We start from the raw sequence: 19,229 nt of genomic DNA on the forward strand, positions 1-19,229 counted from the left end.
GCGGCGGATTGCAGCGCGGACACCGGCAGGATCGTCGCGAGGTCAAGCACCAGCAACGGCTCGCCATCCCGTTCGACGAGCCCGGTCGCGGCACTTGCCCAGCCATGGTTGAGCGCGAGCCCGGACGACAATGGCAGGCGTTCGAACGGCGCGACGTCCTCGAGCGAGATCGACCAGGATCGCGTAATGATGGCCATCGACCTGCGTGATGACCGCGCGTCGTGCCGCGTCGGGCGTCGGCGCGAGACCGAGCGCCGTGCCGGTGTCGATCACCGTCACCACCCGGCTGCGCAAGGCGGCGAGCCCGCGCACCGACGGCTCGGCAAGCGGGACCGCGACAACGTCGCCGATATCGACGACCGATGCGACCTGGTCGGCGGGGATCGCCACGCCGCGCCCCGCGATATGCGCGATCAGAAACAGTTCCATCAGCCCCGTCCCCCGATCGCGGTCGTGGTTGGCCATGTCATGCGCACCGGCGGCACCACCGGGTCCGCCATCATCCGCCGTGCGATCTCCTCGATCAGCGCGGGCCGGTCATAGCGATAGATGCTGCCGTCGTCGGCGCCCGCACCGGTACGATTGCGCCGCAGCGTGACGACCGGCGCGACGCGCGGCTCGATCGATGCATCGTCCATCGCCAGCACGATCGCCGCCGTCTCGTCGACGCCGAGCCTCGTCACGCAGCGATACCCCGAAGCCTCGAGCGCGGGGGTGAGGAAGGTTTCCATCCATCCGCTGCCGTCGCTGTGCAGCAGGCATACCGGCCGCGACGCGTGTCGCACGGGCTCGCTCGCGAACAGCGCATAGGGGTCGACGACCTCGACCTGTTCGCCCGCAATCATCACGACACCCGCGATCGGCCCGGTCCCGCGCGCCGGCGCGATGTGGGCCGGCAGCGTCACGATCTCGATCGCCTCGGCAATCGCATAGGCCATCTCGCTATCACCGTCGGTCAGCCGCAGGACCGCGACCTCGGTCCGGTCGGCCAGATCGCCGACCATATGCAGCGGAATGATCGCCTCGCCGACCGCCAGCCGCATCGCACCCGCGCTCCAGCAGATCGACGCGGTCGGAACCGGCTCGACCCGGTCGATGACGGCAAGCGCGAGGACCCGGCGATGGCCGTCGAGATCCTCGAACAGCAGCGCCGCAATCCCCGGCGCGACATCCTCCGCATCGACCGTATCGGCGATCGTGATGGGCGCGAACCGCAATCCGGCCGCCGCCGCGATCCCTGCCCCGTCGAGCAGCAGCATCGGCAGCCCACTGTCGGGCAGCGTCTGCCCCGCATAGACTCCGGTCGCCATGACCTGCGGCGACGCGGGCTTGACCACGAGTTCCTCGGTATCGAGCACGCCGTCGACGCCCAGCGCATAATCGCCTTCGCGCGTCGACACGATCACCAGCGTTGACGGGTCGCCGATGCCGAGCCCGAACAGCGCGCCGAGCGACACCAGCGGCATCCGACGGCCACGCACCGATACGGCGACCGCATCGCCGATCGCATCGATCCGCACCTGGTCGCCGCGTACCTTGACGATCTCCTCGATCGACTGGCGCGCCAGCGCGAACCGCTGCGTGCCGACGCCGACGATGATCGTCGACAGGATCGACAGCGTCAGGGGAACGTGGATCACGATCCGCAGCCCCTTGCCCGGCTGGTTGGTCAGCGCGATCCGGCCGCCGGTCTGCTCGATGTTCGCGCGCACCACGTCCATGCCGACCCCGCGACCCGATATCGCGGTGACCGCGTCACGGCTCGACAATCCGGCCTCGAAGATCAGGTCGAGCCTTGCCGCATCGTCCATCGCGGCGATCTGCGCATCGGTCCGCAACCTGTGTTCGCGCGCCTTTGCGACGATGCGCTCGACGTCGATACCGCGCCCGTCGTCTTCGATCTCGACGAGGATCTGGTTCCCCGCCTGCCGTGCAGACACCAGCAGCCGCCCGCTGGCCGGCTTGCCCGCCGCCAGCCGATCCGCCGGCGTTTCGATCCCGTGATCGACCGAGTTGCGGATGATGTGCGCGAGCGGATCGCGGATCAGCTCGATCATCTCGCGGTCGAGTTCGACGTCCGATCCCTCGATCGTCAGGCTGACCGTCTTGCCGAGCTCGGCCGCCGTGTCGCGGACCATGCGTGGCAACGCCGAGAAGAGTGCCTCGATCTTCTGCATGCGCGTCCGCGTCACCGTGTCGCGCATGTCCGCGACCGTCAGCGACAGCCGCTCGAGTGCCGCCTCGACATGCGGGTCCCCCTCGGTATCGCGCAGGCGGCGTGCCAGTTCGTTGCGCGCGAGCACCATGTCCGACATGCCGCTCATCATCCGGTCGAGCAGATCGACGTTGAGCCGCACGCTGCGGCTCGCGGTGCGGACGGCGACATGCGCGGAATGCATCGCGGGGGCGGCGTCGGGCGCCAGCGCGGCAATCAGCAGGTCCTCGCTCGAATCGTCGAGCGCCATCCCGCCGTCGATGGCCTCGACGAGGTCGCCGATCCGATCGACGATCGCCAGCACCGCGTCGACCAGCGCGGTATCGGGAACGCGCTTGCCCTCGCGGACCGCCATGAGGACGTCTTCCGCCGCATGGCTGAGCCGTCCCAGCCGCGGCAGGTCGAGGAAGCCGCAGCTTCCCTTGACGGTATGCACGAACCGGAAGATCGCATCGAGCCTCGCGCGGTCGTCGGGCGCGGCTTCCCACGCGACGATCTCGCCCGAAAGCGCCTCGAGCGTCTCGCGCGTCTCTGCAATGAAGTCTTGTAGCAGATCGTCCATGCGGGCCCCGAAACGCGTTGTCGGGACCGTCATGCCGTACAGGGGTTAAGGCGCCGTTAGCTTCGTGCCGCTCCGGCGCCGGACCGCACGCCCCTTACCTAGCGGGCGTTGAACACCGCGCCGAAGATCATGACGCCTTCGTCGGGCTCGAACACCTGCATGCTGCCCCCCGATTCGGTAACGAGCGCATGCACCATATAGGCGGCGGCGGCGCGCGGCGTGACCTCGTCGCTCCCCTGCCCTTCGATCAGCGTGCGGCGGATCTCCGGGTCGAGCACGAGCCGCGCGCCCTCGACCTTGACCACGATCTCGAGATGCCCCGCATTGTCCTCGCCGCCAATCTCCATGCGCCCACCGCGCACCAGCGACTCGCTTGCGATCAGCACGAGGTTGAGCAGGACCTTGATCGCCGCCTTCGGCATCGTCGGCACCTCGACGACCCAGTCCAGCTCGATCCGCTTGTTCTCGCCGATCAGCCCCTCGATCGCCGCACGCGCCTCGCGCGTGGCGACCTCTTCGCCAAACCCGCCCGCGGCCCCGAAGGCCAGCCGAAAGAATTTCAGCTTGCTCGCCGATACCCGTGCGCTGTCCGCAAGCAATTCCATGCACCGCGCACGCATCGCGGGATCGGTTTCGTCCGCCAGCAGCTCGAGCCCGTTGTTCAACGCCCCGATCGGCGACAACAGGTCGTGGCACAGTCGCGAACACAGCAGGCTGGCAAAGTCGACCGGGCTGACAGTCATCGAAATCCTCTCGTGATATCACGCTGTTCTGGCGCGCATGGCCGAAGCTGGCAAGGCCGATAACCCGGTCGACACCGCGCATGTCCGGGTCAGTTCATGACGATATCGACCTCGACGAAAAAACCCACCTCGTCCGACCGCCACGCACGCGCCGATCCACCGCCTATAATGACCCAGATCGCGCCGTCCCCCATCGCCTGCGCGGCATCGCGGGCGGAGGGGACCGCCAAGCCCGAGGGATGCGAATGATAGTGACCCACGACTGCCGGACCGCCCGCACGTGACCGCCGGTGCGCCGCGATCAGCGCCTTCGGGGCGATCTCGAACGTGCGCGCCGGATCTGCGGCGACGTTTGCGCATGGCTCGACCGCGTCGATCCTGTCGCGTGCGCCGAACAGCAGTCCACAGACCTCCGCATCGGGTGACGCGCCGGCATGACGAAGCAATTGCTGCAGCATGCTGCTTGAAATCGTTACGCTCATCGCCACATCGCTATCGCATGGACCGGGGGTTTCCACGATTGAAGCGCGCATCGCGGACACGGCTCATGGCTGGCGGCTTGACCGCGCGCTCGCCGATGCGGTCCCGACGCTGTCCCGCGAGCGGCTCAAGACGCTGATCGCCGCGGGTGCGGTATCGCATGACGGGCAGCCGTGGCGCGAGACATCGAAGAAAACCGCCGCCGGTCAGCTCTTCGCGATCGCCGTCCCCGCCCCCACGCCGCTTCACAATGAGGCGCAGGCGATCCCGCTGGTCATCGCCTATGAGGACGACGATCTCATCGTGATCGACAAGCAGGCGGGGCTGGTCGTCCACCCCGCGGCTGGCAATTTCGACGGTACGCTCGTCAACGCGCTGCTGCATCACTGTGCGGGCAACCTGTCGGGGATCGGCGGCGTCGCGCGGCCGGGTATCGTCCACCGTATCGACAAGGATACCTCGGGGCTGATGGTCGCGGCGAAGACCGACCGCGCGCATGAGGGCCTGGCACGACAGTTCCACGACCACAGCATCGATCGACGCTATCGTGCGATCGTCTGCGGGACCCCGCGGCCCGCCGCGGGGACGATCGACGCACCGCTCGCGCGCAGCCCGCAGAACCGCAAGAAGATCGCGATCGTCCAGGGCGGCAAGCGCGCGGTGACTCACTTCACGACGCTGCAGCCGCTGCGCGATGCCGCGCTCGTCGAATGCAGGCTGGAGACCGGACGCACGCACCAGGTCCGCGTCCATATGGCATCGATCGGCCATGCCTTGCTCGGCGACCCTGTTTACGCTAAGGTAAAGTCCACTCACAAGACAGTGATCGAAACGCTCGGTTTCCGGCGCCAGGCCTTGCACGCGGCCTATCTCGGGTTCATCCATCCGGTGAATAATACCGCTTTGGCGTTTGAAAGCAGGATGCCTGCAGACATGCAGGAACTGTTCAGTCAGCTTCACGTATAGATAGTGGGCCTGCCGCAGTGCGGTATAGGCTCGTAGAAAGGGAAGACGAAAATGGCAGCCCGCTCCAACGTTCCAGCGACCATTCCCGCGCTCGGCAGCGAAGCGGGGCTCAATCGCTATCTCGCCGAGATCAAGAAATTCCCGATCCTGCAGCCCGAGCAGGAATATATGCTCGCCAAGCGCTTCCAGGAGCATGGCGATACCGATGCTGCAGCGCAGCTGGTTACCTCGCATCTGCGTCTCGTTGCGAAGATCGCGATGGGGTATCGCGGCTACGGCCTGCCGACGTCGGAGCTGATCTCCGAAGGCAATATCGGCCTGATGCAGGGCGTGAAGAAGTTCGAGCCGGAGCGCGGCTTCCGCCTCGCGACCTATGCGATGTGGTGGATCCGCGCGTCGATCCAGGAATATATCCTGCGCAGCTGGTCGCTCGTGAAGATGGGCACCACCGCCGCTCAGAAGAAGCTGTTCTTCAACCTGCGCCGGATGAAGAGCCGCCTCGATGCATTCGAGGACGGTGATCTGCGTCCCGAGCACGTCACCAAGATCGCGACCGATCTGGGTGTCGCGGAAACCGACGTCGTCAGCATGAACCGCCGCATGGCGATGGGGGGCGATACCTCGCTCAACGTGCCGATGCGCGAGGACGGCGACGGCCAGTGGCAGGATTGGCTGCAGGACGATGCACCGCTGCAGGACAAGATCGTCGCCGACGCGCAGGAAGCGGATGTCCGTCACTCGATGCTGGTCTCCGCGATGGACGACCTCAACGACCGCGAGCAGCATATCCTGACCGAACGCCGCCTCACCGACGATCCGAAGACGCTCGAGGAGCTGTCGCAGGTGTACGGCGTATCGCGCGAGCGTGTCCGCCAGATCGAAGTCCGTGCCTTCGAAAAACTGCAAAAGGCGATGATGCGTATCGCCGGTGAAAAGCGCCTTCTGGCAGCGTGACGTGATACGCACCGTCGTCGTTGGCGGCGGTGCGGCTGGCATCGCTGCCGCACGGACGCTCCACGATGCGGGACACGAAGTTCTGCTGCTGGAGGCAAGCGACCGGCTCGGAGGTCGTGCGCGCAGCCTTTCGCTAGGTCCCTCGGTTTCAGGCCGGAGCACTGCTCCACCCGCGCACCCCGGGTCCGCACCCTACACCGTCGATGCGGGCTGTGGCTGGCTCCACTCGGCGCAGCGCAATCCGTGGACGCGCATCGCAGAAGCATCGGGGTTCACCGTCGACCGTTCCGACGCGAACTGGCGCAGCCAATGGCGCGATCTGGGTTTCCCGCCCGAGGATCAACGTGCATCCGCCAAGGCTTACCTCGCCTGGAACGAACGCGCGCTTGCCGCCCTTGACGGCCCCGACCGGCCGCTGTCGGATTTCATCAGCGCTGATGACCCATGGCGCGCGAAGATCGACGCGATTTCGGGATACGCCAACGGCGCCAACCTGTCCAAGGTCTCGCTGCATGATTGGGCAGCGTATGAAAATGCCGCGTCCGACGACAACTGGACCGTGAAGCAGGGCTACGGCACGCTCGTCGTCAGCCACGGCGCTGATCTCCCGACCCACCTCGACACGCCGGTAACGCGCATCGATCACAACGGTCGCTGCCTCAGCCTCGATACGCCAACCGGGCGAGATCGAAGCGGACCGGGTCATCGTCTGCGTCCCGACCACCGTGCTCGCCACGTCGCGGATCGTGTTCGACCCGCCGCTACCCGACAAGCACGCCGCCGCCGCCGACCTGCCGCTCGGCCTCGCCGACAAGGTGTTTCTCCATGTCGATCGCCCCGAATGGCCGGCAAACGCGCATCTCGTCGGCAATGCCTATGCGGCCTGTACCGCGAGCCACCGTCTTTCGCCGTTCGGCTGGCCGATCGTCGAAAGCTTCCTCGGCGGCGATTGTGCCGAGATGCTCGAAGACGGCGACGCCGCGGCGTTCGCGATCGACGAACTCGTTGGCCTGCTCGGCAGCGATTTTCGGCGTCGCGTTCACCCCTCGCCACGACCCGCTGGCGCCACGAACGCTGGATCGGCGGCAGCTACAGTCACGCGCGGATCGGTCGCGCAGGCCAGCGCGCAGTGTTAGCCACACCGGTCGACGGCCGGATCTTCTTCGCGGGTGAAGCCTGCCATTCCCATGATTTCTCGACCGCGCACGGTGCGTATGAAACCGGCGTCGCGGCGGCACGCGCGATCATTGGCGACGACGCGACGATCGCATAAGACGCGCCGATGGGCTTTCTTCGCATCCTCGCCAAATTCGCGTTCGTCTTCGTCGTCGTGACGGTCGCCTGGGTCGGCCTCTATCGCTTCGTCCCCCCGCCCTTCACCTTCACGATGATGGGTGATGTCCTTTCGGGGCATACCGTCACGAAGGACTGGATGCCGCTGTCGGAAATGGATCCCGACATGGCACGCGCAGCCATTGCAGGTGAAGACTCACGCTTCTGTTCGCACAACGGCTTCGATTTCAAGGCGATCGCCGGCGCCGCCGCGCGCAACGCGCGAGGTGGGCGGATCCGCGGTGGCTCGACGATCAGCCAGCAGACCGCGAAGAACGCATTCCTGTTCCAGGGCGGTGGCTATGTCCGCAAGGCGTTCGAGGCCTATTTCACGGTGTTGATCGAGGCGATGTGGCCGAAGCGGCGGATCATGGAAGTGTATCTGAACATCGCCGAGACCGGGATCGGCACCTATGGCGCCAATGCCGGCGCAATCCGCTATTTCAATCACGACGCGTCGCGGCTGTCACCGACCGAGGCGGGCCGGATCGCCGCCGTCCTCCCGCTTCCCAAGAAGCGCGCGGCAATCGCCCCCCGTGGGTTCGTCCGCAAACACGGCAACACGCTGTCACGCCGCGTTTCGACCGTTCGCAGCGAAGGCCTCGACGGCTGCCTCCGATAGGGACAGCCGCCGGGACAATCTCGATAATAGGCTAGGCGATCAGAACGGCAGCTTGAAACCTGGCGGCAGCTGCAGACCGCTGGTCATCTTCGACATCTCGGTTCCGGAAACGGCGTCGGCCTTGGCACGCGCGTCGTTGAACGCCGCGGTCAGCAGATCTTCAAGCATCTGCTTCTCGCTAACCTGAATCAGCGAGATCGTCGATCGCGATACCGATGATCCGGCCCTTGGCCGACGCCTTGACCTTGACGAGGCCGCCACCGGATGCGCCTTCGACCTCGATCGTGTCGAGATTGGCCTGCGCCTTTTCCAGCTCGCTCTGGACGTTCTGCGCCATGGCGAGGATTTCGTCGATATTCTTCATGCGTTGCTCCTTTGACCCGGCCACGATTCGAGCTTGGCGTCCGGAAACGCTGCCACCGCGGCCTTCATGATGGGGGATTCGAGAATGGCTTGGCGCACCGCGTCGTCCGCTGCGTCCTGCGCTTCACGCAACGTCGGCGCGCCGGGTGCATCGACGATCGACACCTTCCACGCAGTCCGCGTCACCGTCTTCAACAGCGTGTTGAGCTCGGCAAGCGTGTCCGCCGATATCGGTCGGCTACCGCTGAGCGTGATCTCGGGGGGCGCATAGCCGACGATTCGCGCGCCGTGCCGCAATCGCGCCGCGATCGCGAGGCCACCCGATTCGTCGAGCAGGTCGACCAGTGCCTCGAACGTCGGCGGCAGGATCGGGCCGGTTGCGACGGGCTCGGGAGCCAGCGTCGACGCAGCGGCATTCCACGGCGGCGATCTCGCCTGCCCCCGCAGGCGCCGGTGGCGGTGCAGCCGGCGCTGCGGTCGCAACGGGCCCGCCATTCGCGATCTGCCGCGCGAGCTCGCCCGGATCCGGCAGCGTCGACGCATAGATCGCTCGCAGAAGCGCCATTTCCGCCGCCTCGATCGGCAGCGCCGCCTTGGCGACCTCGTCATGCCCTTTCAGGAACAGCTGCCATAGGCGGTGCAGCGCGGGATAGGACAGGCTCGCCGCCCACTCCTCGCGCGCGGCGCGTTCCTCGGCGGGTTGCGCCGCGTCGATCGGCGTCCCGACCTTGGTCAGCGTGATACCGTGGACGGTCTCGAGCAGTGAGCGCAACACCGACAGCGGATCGACGCCATAGTCATATTGCCGCCGCATCGACGCGAGCGCCGCCGCGCCATCCCCTGCAAGAACCAGCGTCAGCAGGTCGCGCACCGCACCGCGATCCGACAGGCCGAGCATTTGCCGCACCGCATCCGCGGTCACGCCCGCGCCGTCGAGACTGCCGTGCGCGATCGCCTGGTCGAGGATCGAAAGACCATCGCGCGCCGACCCCTCCGCCGCGCGCGCGATCAGCATCAGCGCCTCGGGCTCGGCGACGACGCCTTCCTCGCGCGATACCCAGTCGAAATGCTTTGCAAGCTGTTCCGCCGAGATCCGCCTGAGGTCGAATCGCTGGCAGCGCGACAGCACCGTCACGGGCACCTTGTTGACCTCGGTCGTCGCGAACAGGAATTTCACATGCGCCGGCGGTTCCTCCAGCGTCTTCAGAAGCGCGTTGAACGCGTTCTTCGACAGCATGTGGACTTCGTCGATGATGTAGATCTTGAAGCGAGCGGTGACCGCCGAATAGCGCGACGCGTCGATGATCTCGCGCACGTCGTCGACGCCCGTGTGGCTCGCGGCATCCATCTCGATCACGTCGATATGGCGTCCCTCGGCGATCGCGCGGCAGGGCTCGCACACGCCGCATGGATCGATCGTCGGACCACCCTGCCCGTCGGGACCGATGCAGTTCAGCGCCTTGGCGATCAGCCGCGCGGTCGACGTCTTGCCGACCCCGCGCACGCCGGTCATCAGGAACGCATGCGCCAGCCGGTCGCGCTTGATCGCGTTGCCGAGCGTCTGCACCATCGCATCCTGCCCGATCAGTTCGGAAAAGGTCTGAGGACGGTATTTGCGCGCCAGCACGCGGTAGGCGACATCCGCCTTGGCGGCCGGCTGCGGGGGTTCGCCCAGGTCGAAGGAATCTGACATTGCGCTCGATATAGGAGGTTTGGGTCGCGCTGTCGAAGGGCTAGCGAACCCTTTCTGTTCCCTCGCGGTCGGGAAGGCGGATTGCCAGGCTCAGGGCGCCGTGCGGCATTCGCGGTGGGAGCCGGGACGACCCGGAGCGAAATCGTTGTGGCTGCTTCCTTCCGGACCTGACCAAGTTGGCGACGACCCCGTCCGCCCGACTCCCGCGGCGCATATGGCGGGGTCGGGCGGGATGATCAAGCGTTTGCTGTGATCACCGGGCTGCCGGATGGGTCAGCGGCTGAGGCGCACCGTGCGGCAGACGCGCTGGCGGTGATGATTGCGCACGACATTGCGGCAGACCTGACGCGTCCGCGTGCGATGACGAATGCCCGGACGGCTATCGTTGTGACGAACGACGGTACGCTCATGAACGACCGTCCGTTGCGCCGAGGCCTGCGCCATCATGGCAGCAGGCGCGAACCCGGTGAACGCGACAAGACCGGCGGCGGCGAGTGTAAGCAACTTCATGAGAGTCTCCTGATCGGCCGGAAACGTGAGCGATCCTGACCTATGCGCACAACTCGCTGCCGTTCGTTACGGTTCCGTATCAGCGACGGAAGCAGCGACGCACCGGCCCGTAATAGCCGCGCTGGATCCGACAGACGACGCGCGAGCGCCCGTAACCGCGCGGACCGCCATAGCCATAATGACGGCGATACCCGCCGCGCGGCCCATGATAGCCGCCGCGATACCCCCGATACCCGCCGCGATACCCGTCATAGCGATGACGCGGCCCATGCCAGCCGCGACCGCCATGACCATGACCACCGCGCGGCCCGTCCCATCCGTGACGCTGCGCGTCTGCAGGCGCCGGGGTGACCAGCGTTCCGGCCGCCAGCGCGCCGGCAGCGAAAAGGGCTAATATTTTCATGATGATACTCCTCTCATGCCCGAAGGTAAGGCCCCGTACATTGGGGCGATGGAGGCATAATCATCTTGGCGCGCTGGACACTCCCTGAACCGCGTGTTGCGGATTTGTAAGGTTCGCGGTTCAACCCTGGCCAGTGCCGTCAGGGGATCTGCACGGTCAGCCCGTCGAGCGCCTCGTCGAGCCGGATCTGGCAGGCGAGCCGGCTGGTCCGCGTCGCGCCGGGGGCGAGGTCGAGCATGTCCTCCTCGTCCTCGCTCGCCGGGGGCAGCCGCGCGAAATCGTCGGGATCGACGATCACGTGACAGGTGGCGCAGGCGAGCTGGCCCTCGCACGTCCCCTCGAGCGGCTGGCCATCGGCCTGCGCCGCATCGAGCAGGCGGTCACCCGGGACGGCGACGACGGTACGGATGGTCCCGTCGCGAGCGACGAAGCGGACGTTCATGGCCATTGCGTCCGGGCTGCGGCGGCAATCGCATCGACCGCGTCGCGCAGTTCCGCCTCGCCGGTATAGCGCCCGAAGCCCAGCCTGATGCTCGATCGCGCCTGCGTCTCGCTCAGCCCGATCGCACGCAGGACATGGCTCGACCGCCCCGAACCGCTGGCGCAGGCCGATCCTGCCGAGAATGCGATGTCGCGCAGGTCGGACATCAGCCGGTTCACGTCGAGCCCGTCTCGACGGACGTTGAGGTTCCCGTGATAGCGGTTCGCGACCGCGCCGCCGCCCGTCGCACCGTTGATCATCCATCCCGGCCCGAGCCTCTCGACCGCCAGCGTCCAGAGCCGCTCGACATGCGCGGCATCGGCGTCGCGACGATCGACCATCAGCCGCGCCGCCATGCCGAACCCCGCGCACAACGCGGGCGATAGCGTCCCCGAACGCCCCGGCGTTTCCTGGCCGCCGCCATGCAACAGCGGCGCGAGATCGACGCCGTCGCGGATCCAGAGCGCGCCGACGCCTTTGGGCCCATGGATCTTGTGCGCGGAGATTGCGACGAGATCGACCGCGTCGGGGATCGCGACCCGCCCATAGCCCTGCACCGCGTCGCACAGCAGCAACGCGCCGGCATCGTGCGCGGCGTCGGCAAGCGCGGCGATCGGCTGGATCACGCCGATCTCGTTGTTGACCAGCATCGCGGCGACCAGCCCGGGGCGGATGGCCCTGCGTGCGACGTCGAGGTCGATCCGGCCGTCGGCACGGACCGGAAGGACGCTCACATCACGCGCTCCCGGCCCGGTGCGCACCGCAGCGACGGTGTCGAGCACGGCGGCGTGTTCGGTCGACAGCGTGACGATCGCGCCGGTGCTGCCCTTGATCGCCCAGTTGAGCGCCTCGGTCGCACCGCTGGTGAACGCGACCCGGCCACCCGACGGCAGCAACGCCGCAACCTGGTCGCGAGCCGTCTCGACGGCCGCGCGCGCACGGCGACCCTCGCGGTGCGCCGAATGCGGGTTGGCATGCTGCGATTCGAGCCAGGGCAGCATCGCGGCGAGTGCTTCGGGCGCGAGCGGCGTGGTCGCCTGGTAGTCGAGATAGGTCATGCGGCGCGCACCACGTCGCGGGCGATTGCCGCCCACGCGTTGGCGAAGCGCGCGACGTCGTCGGGCGTGGTGGTCCAGCCGAAGCTGACGCGGACGATCTCGGCGGCGACGTCTGGCGGATAGCCCATCGCCGCAAGGACATGACTTGGCCGCATGCTCCCCGACGAACATGCGCTGCCCGCCGAGACTGCAAACCCCGCCATGTCGAGCCGGATCAACTGCGCCGCCGAACTGACACCCGGCATCCGGTAGGCGGCGATCGTCGCGATCCGCGGCGAGCCCTGCGCGACGACTTCGCCGCCCGCGGCAATGATCGCGGCATCGAGATCGGCGCGAAGCTGCTCCATCCCTGCGACCCAGTCGCGCGGTGCCTCGAGCGCAGCGGCAAAGCCCAGCGCGCCGGGCAGATTCTCGGTCCCGCCGCGATAGCCGCGCTCCTGACCGCCCGTCGGTTCGATCGTCCCCAGATCGCGCACCAGCAAAGCGCCGATCCCCGGTGGTCCGCCCAGCTTGTGCGCGGACACGATGACGATATCGGCATCGGGCAGCGGCAGCTTGCCCGCGGTCTGCGAACAGTCGGCGATCCTAAACCCCGCGACATGGGGCTGCACGACACCCGTCTCGCTGTTGGCGGACTGGAGCGCGATCGCGGCCGGGGACGAATCCTGCGCGACGACGCGCCCGCCCAGATCGACCCCGAGCATGACCGGCTGCTCGGCGACGCGCAGGACCGCATCATGCTCGATCGCCGCCAGCCCGATTCCGGTCCGCCCGCGCAGCGCGATCGCCGCGGATTCACTCGCGCCGCTCGTCAGGATCACATGGTGCGGCCAGTCCAGTGCAGCCGCGATTCGCCTGCGCGCATCCTCGAGCGCTGCGCGTGCCGCGCGCCCCTCGGCGTGCGGCGACGACGGATTTGCCCAGCGCGTCATCCCCTCGATCACCGCCGCGGTCGCCTCCGGGCGCATCGGCGTGGTCGCGGCATGATCGAGGTAGATGCGGGACAGGATCGGTTCCAATTGCGAAAAGAGGCGTGTGGCCTATATAGCGCGCATAGCCCGGCACTCCACCCGAGTGCGTATTCCAGCTCGCGAGTGCTCATGCCAGAAGTCATTTTTCCCGGCCCCGAAGGCCGTCTCGAAGGTCGATTTGCTCCGGGGCCGCGCCCGCGCGCGCCCGTTGCGATGATCCTCCACCCGCATCCCTCGGCTGGCGGCACGATGAACAACGCGATCGTGCAACAGCTTTACAAGACCTTCCAGCGCCGCGGCTTCGCGACGCTGCGGTTCAATTTCCGTGGCGTCGGCAAGAGCCAGGGCGTGTTCGACAACGGCGTCGGCGAGCTCTCCGATGCGGCAAGCGCGCTCGACTGGGTGCAGAGCTTCCACCCCGAGGCGCAGACGACATGGATCGCAGGCGTGAGCTTCGGCGCGTGGATCGGCATGCAGTTGCTGATGCGACGCCCCGAGATCCGCGGCTTCATCTCGATTGCACCGCCTGCCAATCTGTACGACTTCACGTTCCTCGCGCCGTGCCCGTCGAGCGGGATCATCATCCAGGGCGAAGGCGACGAGGTCGCGACACCGGGTGCCACGCAGAAGCTCGTCGACAAGCTGCGCACGCAGAAGCACATCACGATCCATCACGATACGATCCCGAAGGCGAACCACTTCTTCGAGCATGAAATGCCGCAGCTGATGGGCAGCGTGGACAAGTATCTCGACATGCGTCTCGACCCCAACTCGCCGATCCGCTGAACCCTGACGACGTTTAGACGAGGGGCGTCAGGCGGACCGGTTCCGCGGACGTCCCCGTCCACCGCGCGACGTGCAGCGCGTTCTCGCCAGCGCAGGTGGGGCGTTACAGCGTCCAGATCGCGACATTGGCGAGCAGCACGGCCGCCATCACCAGCATCAGCACGCCCTTGGTGCGGTCGCGTTTCTTGACGATCAGCACGACTCCGCCGACCAGGCAGGCGAACATCCCGAGCATGGCAATTGCGGGCGCGGCGGCGGCGATCGTGACGAGGGCAGCGTTCATGCCCCGTGTTAGACACAGGCGCGGCGATAAGGAAACCGGCTCGCCGCATTGACTCGGGCGAGCACGAAAATAGCATCGCGATCGTCCATCCGGACATGGGAGCCGTAATGCCGATCCTCATTGCCCTAGTCGTCGCGCAGGCCGCCCCAGTCGCTGCCGGTCGGAAGCCCCCGCTCGCCGCGCCGACGCCTGCGAGCTGCCGGTACGACAAGGCCGCGATGCTCGCACTCGACGAACGTGCCTTCGACCAGACGATGTCCGGCGGCTGGCGCGCGCTCGCGGCGGCCGGGTGCGATCTCGCCGCGGCCGACGCGATCCAGGCGTGGCGCGCGGCGCATGGCGGCGAGCCGAGAACCGCCGGGTTGCTCAACTGGCACGAAGGTCAGTTGCGCGCCAATGCCGGCCAGACGGCCCCGGCGATCGCGTTGTTCGAAGCCGCAAGCAAGGCTCCGGCCGAGGATGCCGCGTTCGGCTGGAACCTCTATGTCGACGGCAGCATCGCCTTTCTGCGCCGGGACCTTGCGGGTCTCGATGCCGCGCGCGCCAGACTGGCGGCATTGCCGCGACCGCCCGGCTATGCACCGGTCGGCGTCGACGGAAAGCCGCGCGCCTTTGCCTGGCCGATGAACCTCAACATCCTCGACGGGCTCGTCGCCTGCTGGAACCGCGGCTACAAACAGGCCTATGCCTGCGCGAAACCGGCGGTCCGCACGCTGTCGACCGCACCCTGAGATCAGCCCGCCATGACCTTCGCATAGGCCGCCCGGTCGACATTGCCGCCCGACAGGATGACGAGCAGTCCCGGCTCTAGCGGCACCTTGCCCGCCAGCACCGCCGCCAGCCCGACCGCACCCCCCGGCTCGACCACCAGCCGCAACGTCTCCGCCGCCCAGCGCTGTGCCGCGGCGATCTCCGTTTCGCTCACCGCGACACCGGTCGCATCGCGCCGCGACAGCACGTCGAAGGTCAGCGGCGACACGCGCAGCGTCTGGAGCGAATCGCACGCGGTCGGCGGCGGGTTGTCGCCAACGGGTTCGATCCACGACGCTTCGAGCGACCGCCGCATGTCGTCCCAGCCCTCGGGTTCGACGACGGTGATCCGGGCGTCCTTCACCGCCAACGCGACCCCCGCGGACAGACCGCCCCCGCCGCACGGGATGACGATGCGCGCGGGCGTACCCAGACCAAGCGCCGCCATCTGTGCCGCGGCTTCGATCCCCGCACTTCCCTGCCCTTCGATGATCCACGGATCGTCGAAGCTCGGCACCAGCGTCGCGCCGCGCGCCTCCGCCAGCCGTGCCGCAATCGCCTCGCGGCTTTCGGTCGCCCGGTCATAGGCGACGACTTCCGCCCCCAGCGCCAGCGTCGCATCGCGCTTCGTCCGCGGTGCGTCCGACGGCATCACGATCGTCGCCGCGATCCCCAGGCGTTTCGCTGCCCACGCGATCCCCTGGGCATGGTTGCCGGACGAAAAGGCCACGACTCCCCGTGCGCGAGTCGCGTCGTCGAGCGCGGTCAGGCGATGCCATGCACCGCGGATCTTGAACGCTCCGACCGGTTGCAGCGATTCCGCCTTGAAAGACACCACGACACCCTTGATCTCATGGGTGAAAAGCGGCGTTGCGGGGAGGATTCTGGCAATCTTTTCCGCTGCGTCGCGAACCCCCGCCCGTGTCGGCTGTCGCAAAATCGTCACACGTCGTCTCCTACGCGGCCTACGCTATTTACATGGGGGGCAAGCGACCCTAAATCGCCCTTCCGCTGCCCCATGGGACTTCCAACCGCAAGGCAGTGTTTTCGTAATTTGTCTCAGGACATTGGAGGTCCCTTGAATTGCACAAGCATCATAACGCGCTGGGGCTAGCGAAAGCCCATTCGACCGCCGTCTCCGCCAATCAGGGGCGCGGCATCGACATCGCTAAGGGGCGCCCGGTTGACCCGGTCACGCTCGTTCGACCGCACGCCGCTGCGCGCGCCGCCCGCTTCTTCTCGGAGAAGTTTCCGGGCCGCTCGATGTATGCGGTGAAGGCGAACCCGAGCCCCGAACTCCTGCAGATCCTGTGGGACAATGGCATCACGCATTATGACGTGGCGTCGATCGCGGAGGTGCGCCTTGTCGCCCGTACGCTCCCTGAGGCGACCCTGTGCTTCATGCACCCGGTCAAGGCCGAGGAAGCGATCCGCGAGGCGTACTACACGCACGGCGTACGGACCTTCAGCCTCGACAGCCTGGAAGAGCTGGACAAGGTCGTTCGTGCCACCAACGAAGCCGTCGACCTGACGCTGTGCGTCCGGCTGCGTGTGTCGTCGGAGCATTCGAAGCTTTCGCTCGCATCGAAGTTCGGTGTCGCCCCCGGCGAATCGAAGGAGCTGCTGTTCGCGGCCCGCCAGGCGGCGGACGCGCTGGGCATCTGCTTCCATGTCGGTTCGCAGGCGATGACTCCGGAGGCCTATTCGAACGCGATGGAGCGCGTCCGTGCGGCGATCGTCGAGGCGGCGGTCACGGTCGACGTGATCGACGTCGGCGGCGGCTTCCCGTCATCCTATCCGGGCATGGAGCCCCCACCGCTCGAGCATTTCTTCGAGACGATCCACCGTGCGTTCGAATCGCTGCCCGTCAGCTATTCGTCCGAGCTGTGGTGCGAGCCGGGCCGGGCGCTGTGCGCGGAATATTCGTCGATCATCGTGCGCGTCGAAAAGCGCCGCGGGACCGAGCTGTACATCAACGACGGTGCCTATGGCGCGCTGTTCGATGCGGCGCATATCGGCTGGCGCTTCCCGGTCGAGCTGCTCCGCGAGCCGGACAGCCGGGCGAAGGACATGGAGTTCAGCTTCTACGGTCCGACGTGCGACGACATGGATTACATGGTCGGGCCGTTCCTGCTGCCCGCCGACATCCAGGCCGGCGACTATATCGAGATCGGCATGCTCGGCGCATACGGCTCGGCGATGCGGACCGCGTTCAACGGGTTCGGATCGGACGAGACGGTGATCGTCACCGACGAGCCGATGGTCTCGCTGTACGACGAACGCTACCAGGACCTCGCGTCCAACGTCGTCACGCTGTAACAGCCGACCGCAATAATAACCGTCATCCTGACGAAGGTCAGGATCCAGAGCCACCAGCGATCGTCTGGGTGGCTCTGGGTCCCGGCTTTCGCCGGGATGACGACGTATGAGGACCTCTCCCAATGACCGAAGACACCCGCATCGACGCGCAGCGCAAGGCTGAGCTCCTGTCCACCACCGTCGAGCATATCGACATCACCAGCTTCGACGCGCGGCCGATCGTCGACGCGATGAAGAAGATGTCGTTCACCAGCCGCGACCTCGGCCGTGCGACCGACATCTACAACCAGATGCTCGCCGACAAGGACTGCACGATCTTCCTCGTGATCGCGGGCTCGACGAGCGCCGGCGGCTGCATGGACCTGTATGCCGAGCTGCTGCGCAACAACATGATCGACGGCATCGTCGCGACCGGCGCGACGATCGTCGACATGGATTTCTTCGAGGGCCTTGGCCACAAGCATTACCAGGCGCTCGAAGTGCCGCACGACGACGTGCTGCGCTCGCTGATGATCGACCGCATCTACGACACCTATATCGACGAGGAAGAGCTCCAGCACGTCGACCACACGATCTTCGAGATCGCCGAGACGCTGGAACCCCGCCCCTATTCGAGCCGCGAGTTCATCCGCGAGATGGGCAAGTATCTCGTCGAGCACGGCAAGAAGGAGAACAGCCTCGTCAAGCTCGCCTATGAGCATGACGTGCCGATCTTCTGCCCGGCGTTCGTCGACAGCTCGGCCGGCTTCGGTCTGGTCAAGCACCAGGTCGATGCCGCGAAGGCGGGCAAGCCGTACATGGTGCTCGACGCAATCGCCGATTTCCGCGAGCTGACCGAGATCAAGATCAAGGCGGGCACCACCGGCCTGCTGATGATCGGCGGCGGCGTGCCGAAGAACTTCATCCAGGACACCGTGGTGTGCGCCGAGATCCTCGGCCATGACGACGTCCAGGTCCACAAGTACGCGGTGCAGATCACGGTCGCCGACGTGCGCGACGGTGCGTGCTCGTCCTCGACGCTGCAGGAGGCCGCCTCGTGGGGCAAGGTCAACACCGGCATCGAGCAGATGGTGTTCGCTGAGGCGGGTTCGGTCATGCCGCTGCTGGCATCGGACGCGTATCACCGTGGCCTCTGGAAGGACCGTCCGGTCCGCAAGTGGGGCGCGAGCTTCGACAAGGCCTGACCTCTAAATCCTCCCCCGCAAAGGGGGAGGATCGGAATGGGGACGACCTTGCTACGCGCCGGTGATTGATGCAGCCTCCTCCGGGGAACCGGGGAGGCTTTTTGATGCATGACGACCTGATCCACAGCGAGATCCTGCGGCCGATGGTGGCGCTGATCGCCTGGACGCTGGTGATGCTCCTCTGGATGCTCGCGACGCGGCTGCCCGCAATGAAGGCGGCCGGCGTCCGCCTCGGCAGCCTGGTCGGCACCCGCGCCGCCGATGCCGATCGCTCGCTGCCCGCCAGTGCGCAGTGGAAGGCGCATAACTACAATCATCTGATGGAACAGCCGACGCTGTTCTACGCGGTCTGTACGGTGATCGCGCTCACCGACACCGGCGACGGCGTGAACGCCTGGATCGCCTGGGCCTATGTCGGCTTGCGGATCCTCCACAGTATCGCACAGGCGACCACCAACCGCGTGCAGACCCGGTTCATCCTGTTCCTGCTCTCGAGCCTCGCGCTGGTAGCCCTCACGCTGCACGCGGCACTGGCGGTGTTCTGACGACGCAGC

General features: G+C 66.8%; 20 protein-coding genes, 1 other RNA gene and 3 pseudogenes. 10 read left to right on the forward strand and 14 right to left on the reverse strand.

Annotated features, from left to right (window positions below):
- Positions 1–42: 42 nt before the first annotated feature.
- From QP165_RS04915 to QP165_RS04930, 4 genes are all read right to left on the reverse strand, one after another.
- Complete coding sequence (locus QP165_RS04915) at positions 43–429, reverse strand: chemotaxis protein CheW (RefSeq protein WP_333994147.1); 387 nt, start codon at positions 427–429, stop codon at positions 43–45.
- Positions 429–2,777: a chemotaxis protein CheA gene (locus tag QP165_RS04920; RefSeq protein WP_333994149.1), complete on the reverse strand. Its 2,349-nt coding sequence runs from the start codon at positions 2,775–2,777 to the stop codon at positions 429–431. The genes QP165_RS04915 and QP165_RS04920 overlap by 1 nt, the downstream gene beginning before the upstream one ends.
- Positions 2,778–2,875: 98 nt before the next feature.
- Positions 2,876–3,520, reverse strand: coding sequence for a histidine phosphotransferase family protein (locus QP165_RS04925; RefSeq protein WP_333994151.1), 645 nt, complete (start codon positions 3,518–3,520; stop codon positions 2,876–2,878).
- A gap of 89 nt (positions 3,521–3,609) precedes the next feature.
- Entirely contained in the window at positions 3,610–3,978 is a 369-nt protein-coding gene (locus QP165_RS04930; protein WP_333994154.1) for a M67 family metallopeptidase, read from the reverse strand.
- Here QP165_RS04930 and QP165_RS04935 point away from each other — a divergent pair.
- The 5 genes and pseudogenes from QP165_RS04935 (at position 3,977) to mtgA (ending at position 7,874) form a co-directional block, all read left to right on the forward strand.
- Positions 3,977–4,966 (forward strand): RluA family pseudouridine synthase, encoded by a 990-nt coding sequence (locus QP165_RS04935; RefSeq protein ID WP_333994155.1) that lies wholly within the window; start codon positions 3,977–3,979, stop codon positions 4,964–4,966. The two genes, QP165_RS04930 and QP165_RS04935, sit on opposite strands and share 2 nt — an antisense overlap.
- Before the next feature lie 51 nt (positions 4,967–5,017).
- Positions 5,018–5,920 (forward strand): RNA polymerase sigma factor RpoH, encoded by a 903-nt coding sequence (gene rpoH, locus QP165_RS04940; RefSeq protein ID WP_056015692.1) that lies wholly within the window; start codon positions 5,018–5,020, stop codon positions 5,918–5,920.
- 1 nt (position 5,921) lies between these two features.
- Positions 5,922–7,056 (forward strand): annotated as a pseudogene (locus tag QP165_RS04945) (flavin monoamine oxidase family protein).
- Positions 7,026–7,193, forward strand: coding sequence for an FAD-dependent oxidoreductase (locus tag QP165_RS04950; protein WP_333996951.1), 168 nt, complete (start codon positions 7,026–7,028; stop codon positions 7,191–7,193). The pseudogene QP165_RS04945 and the gene QP165_RS04950 overlap by 31 nt, the downstream one beginning before the upstream one ends.
- 9 nt (positions 7,194–7,202) lie before the next feature.
- Positions 7,203–7,874 carry a monofunctional biosynthetic peptidoglycan transglycosylase gene (mtgA, locus tag QP165_RS04955; RefSeq protein ID WP_333994158.1) on the forward strand — a complete coding sequence of 224 codons (672 nt, stop codon included), beginning with the start codon at positions 7,203–7,205 and terminating at the stop codon, positions 7,872–7,874.
- Between the two features lie 39 nt (positions 7,875–7,913).
- Here the strand turns inward: mtgA and QP165_RS04960 are convergent.
- The 8 genes and pseudogenes from QP165_RS04960 to QP165_RS04995 all read right to left on the reverse strand — a co-directional run bounded on the left by QP165_RS04960 (position 7,914) and on the right by QP165_RS04995 (position 13,392).
- Positions 7,914–8,238: pseudogene (locus QP165_RS04960) on the reverse strand (YbaB/EbfC family nucleoid-associated protein).
- A pseudogene (locus QP165_RS04965) lies at positions 8,235–9,930 on the reverse strand (DNA polymerase III subunit gamma/tau). The pseudogenes QP165_RS04960 and QP165_RS04965 overlap by 4 nt, the downstream one beginning before the upstream one ends.
- 112 nt (positions 9,931–10,042) lie before the next feature.
- An RNA gene (gene ffs, locus QP165_RS04970) (signal recognition particle sRNA small type) lies at positions 10,043–10,136 on the reverse strand.
- Positions 10,137–10,203: 67 nt separating this feature from the next.
- Positions 10,204–10,440: a hypothetical protein gene (locus tag QP165_RS04975; protein WP_333994159.1), complete on the reverse strand. Its 237-nt coding sequence runs from the start codon at positions 10,438–10,440 to the stop codon at positions 10,204–10,206.
- Between the two features lie 79 nt (positions 10,441–10,519).
- A complete protein-coding gene (locus tag QP165_RS04980; protein WP_333994160.1) occupies positions 10,520–10,843 on the reverse strand; it encodes a hypothetical protein in 324 nt (107 codons plus the stop codon).
- Positions 10,844–10,982: 139 nt separating this feature from the next.
- Positions 10,983–11,285, reverse strand: a complete 303-nt coding sequence (locus tag QP165_RS04985) for a 2Fe-2S iron-sulfur cluster-binding protein (RefSeq protein ID WP_443019264.1) — start codon at positions 11,283–11,285, stop codon at positions 10,983–10,985.
- On the reverse strand, positions 11,282–12,382 hold the full coding sequence (locus QP165_RS04990; RefSeq protein ID WP_333994165.1) for a cysteine desulfurase family protein: 1,101 nt from the start codon (positions 12,380–12,382) through the stop codon (positions 11,282–11,284). Before QP165_RS04990 ends, QP165_RS04985 begins: the two co-directional genes overlap by 4 nt.
- Positions 12,379–13,392: a cysteine desulfurase family protein gene (locus tag QP165_RS04995; RefSeq protein WP_333996952.1), complete on the reverse strand. Its 1,014-nt coding sequence runs from the start codon at positions 13,390–13,392 to the stop codon at positions 12,379–12,381. Before QP165_RS04995 ends, QP165_RS04990 begins: the two co-directional genes overlap by 4 nt.
- A 90-nt stretch (positions 13,393–13,482) precedes the next feature.
- Between QP165_RS04995 and QP165_RS05000 the strand changes: the two genes are divergently transcribed.
- Complete coding sequence (locus QP165_RS05000; protein ID WP_056015710.1) at positions 13,483–14,139, forward strand: alpha/beta hydrolase; 657 nt, start codon at positions 13,483–13,485, stop codon at positions 14,137–14,139.
- A gap of 103 nt (positions 14,140–14,242) precedes the next feature.
- On the opposite strand, the gene QP165_RS05005 is transcribed toward QP165_RS05000, so the two are convergent.
- Positions 14,243–14,422, reverse strand: a complete 180-nt coding sequence (locus QP165_RS05005; RefSeq protein ID WP_056015713.1) for a hypothetical protein — start codon at positions 14,420–14,422, stop codon at positions 14,243–14,245.
- A 107-nt stretch (positions 14,423–14,529) separates the two neighbouring features.
- Between QP165_RS05005 and QP165_RS05010 the strand changes: the two genes are divergently transcribed.
- On the forward strand, positions 14,530–15,153 hold the full coding sequence (locus QP165_RS05010; RefSeq protein WP_333994168.1) for a hypothetical protein: 624 nt from the start codon (positions 14,530–14,532) through the stop codon (positions 15,151–15,153).
- 2 nt (positions 15,154–15,155) lie between these two features.
- Here QP165_RS05010 and QP165_RS05015 read toward each other — a convergent pair whose 3' ends face one another.
- Positions 15,156–16,118 carry a threonine ammonia-lyase gene (locus QP165_RS05015; RefSeq protein WP_333994170.1) on the reverse strand — a complete coding sequence of 321 codons (963 nt, stop codon included), beginning with the start codon at positions 16,116–16,118 and terminating at the stop codon, positions 15,156–15,158.
- Positions 16,119–16,255: 137 nt separating this feature from the next.
- Here QP165_RS05015 and QP165_RS05020 point away from each other — a divergent pair, with 137 nt between their 5' ends.
- The 3 genes from QP165_RS05020 to QP165_RS05030 all read left to right on the forward strand — a co-directional run bounded on the left by QP165_RS05020 (position 16,256) and on the right by QP165_RS05030 (position 19,220).
- The gene (locus QP165_RS05020) at positions 16,256–17,491 is read left to right on the forward strand and encodes a type III PLP-dependent enzyme (protein ID WP_333994173.1); all 1,236 of its coding nucleotides are present in this window, start codon (positions 16,256–16,258) and stop codon (positions 17,489–17,491) included.
- Positions 17,492–17,613: 122 nt separating this feature from the next.
- On the forward strand, positions 17,614–18,675 hold the full coding sequence (locus QP165_RS05025; protein ID WP_031396469.1) for a 1,9-bis(guanidino)-5-aza-nonane synthase: 1,062 nt from the start codon (positions 17,614–17,616) through the stop codon (positions 18,673–18,675).
- A 119-nt stretch (positions 18,676–18,794) separates the two neighbouring features.
- Positions 18,795–19,220 (forward strand): MAPEG family protein, encoded by a 426-nt coding sequence (locus QP165_RS05030; protein ID WP_333996953.1) that lies wholly within the window; start codon positions 18,795–18,797, stop codon positions 19,218–19,220.
- Positions 19,221–19,229: the final 9 nt, after the last annotated feature.

It is taken from the genome of Sphingomonas sp. 22R3R2A-7 (genome assembly GCF_036856055.1).
Taxonomy (GTDB): domain Bacteria; phylum Pseudomonadota; class Alphaproteobacteria; order Sphingomonadales; family Sphingomonadaceae; genus Sphingomonas.